Origin of the sequence: Rhizobium sp. Rhizsp42 (genome assembly GCF_047304155.1) — a bacterium.
GTDB lineage: Bacteria > Pseudomonadota > Alphaproteobacteria > Rhizobiales > Rhizobiaceae > Rhizobium.
In genome coordinates this window covers 1-1,271 of record NZ_JBGLYS010000100.1, presented here as the reverse complement: position 1 = coordinate 1,271, position 1,271 = coordinate 1, and the positions used below count along the sequence as shown (strand labels likewise).

The following is a 1,271-nucleotide window of genomic DNA, read 5'->3' as shown; positions in this document are numbered from 1 at the left end:
GCGCGCCCGGGCTATTATCCTCTTTTGCCAAATAGCTCCGCCAATCACTAGGGCTTAACCCCGCCCCGCGGCCGGTCCATTTCATAGCCAACCCCCCCGGGGGGGGGGGTTTCTGCCGCCCACACCTCACGCTTGAAAGCACGCCATGGCATCCTCCCGACAATCCTATTCACTCGCACAACGCATCCTGCATTGGCTGACGGCGCTGCTCGTCTTCTTCAATCTCCTGCTCCCTGACGGCATGAACGCCTGGCATCGCAGCATGCGCGTGAGCGGCACGGCGACCGCCGACCAGATCGCAAGCGCCAACATCCACGCCTGGGCCGGCATCGCGATCCTTGTTGCCGTTGCGCTTCGCCTCCTTCTGAGGGCAACGCAGGGCGTGCCGGCAGCTTCGGCGGAGGAACCACCGCTGCTGCGCGCAGCAGCGAGCATCGCACATGGCCTGCTCTATCTTCTGCTGCTCGCCATGCCGCTGAGCGGAATGGCCGCTTACTATTTCGGAGCAAGCACGGCAGGCTCCGTTCATGCCGAGATATTGAAGGTCATCCTGTGGGCCTTGATCGGCCTGCACGTGCTCGGCGCGCTCGCCCACCAGTTCTGCTGGAAGAGCGACAGGCTGCGGCGGATGACGGTCGGGTAAGTGAGGGTGCCCACGACGCAAAGATCTGTGGGCTTTGCCTGACAGCGCCCGTGATTTCCTTGTCCGACTCACCATCAGAAGGTAAGAAGTCGCTAATAGACGGCCGCGTGACAGGCCGAACCGTTAGTACGTCTTCAACCTCTAACGCATAAAATCTCAATCAAATTCAGCAGCATAGACTGCCGCCGCGTGCCCACGCGGCGAGCCGAAAGGTGTGATCATGCGGATATCATTCATGATTTCAGTATTGGCGACAATGCTGATGGCCTTCCCCAATACCAGCACGGCCGGCTCCACGCTGCGCGCATCCCGCTCGATCGGCGCGCCCATCGGCTTCCCCTCGGCCTGCACCCGTTATGCCTGGCTATGCCACAACACCAGCAGCGGCGACATCAGCGACGAAAAGGCGATGCCGCTTCTGAAGAAGATCAACCGCGATGCCAATTCGAGCGTCCGGCCGGCAACGGACTATGCCACGACGGGCAAGGCCGAATACTGGTCGCTGCCGATCAACAACAAGGGCGATTGCGAAGACTACGCACTTTTGAAGATGAAATCCCTGCTCGACGCCGGCTTTCCCGCAAACAAGCTCGCCATCTCAGTCGTCATCGACCGCAACGGCGGCAAC

The 1,271-nt window shown here is 61.1% G+C and carries 2 protein-coding genes; both read left to right on the top strand.

Features of this window, described 5'->3' with window-relative positions; genetic code table 11:
• The first annotated feature begins 145 nt into the window (after positions 1-145).
• Positions 146-643, top strand: coding sequence for a cytochrome b (locus ACCD05_RS31695; protein ID WP_413397625.1), 498 nt, complete (start codon positions 146-148; stop codon positions 641-643).
• Positions 644-878: 235 nt separating this feature from the next.
• Positions 879-1,271 (top strand): transglutaminase-like cysteine peptidase (locus ACCD05_RS31690; RefSeq protein ID WP_413397623.1); only part of this gene is annotated, 393 nt, incomplete at its 3' end.

Bases quoted from the DNA above. Each gene is read 5' to 3' on its own strand.
- ACCD05_RS31695 (WP_413397625.1), top strand. From the start codon at position 146: ATGGCATCCTCCCGACAATCCTATTCACTCGCACAACGCATCCTGCAT.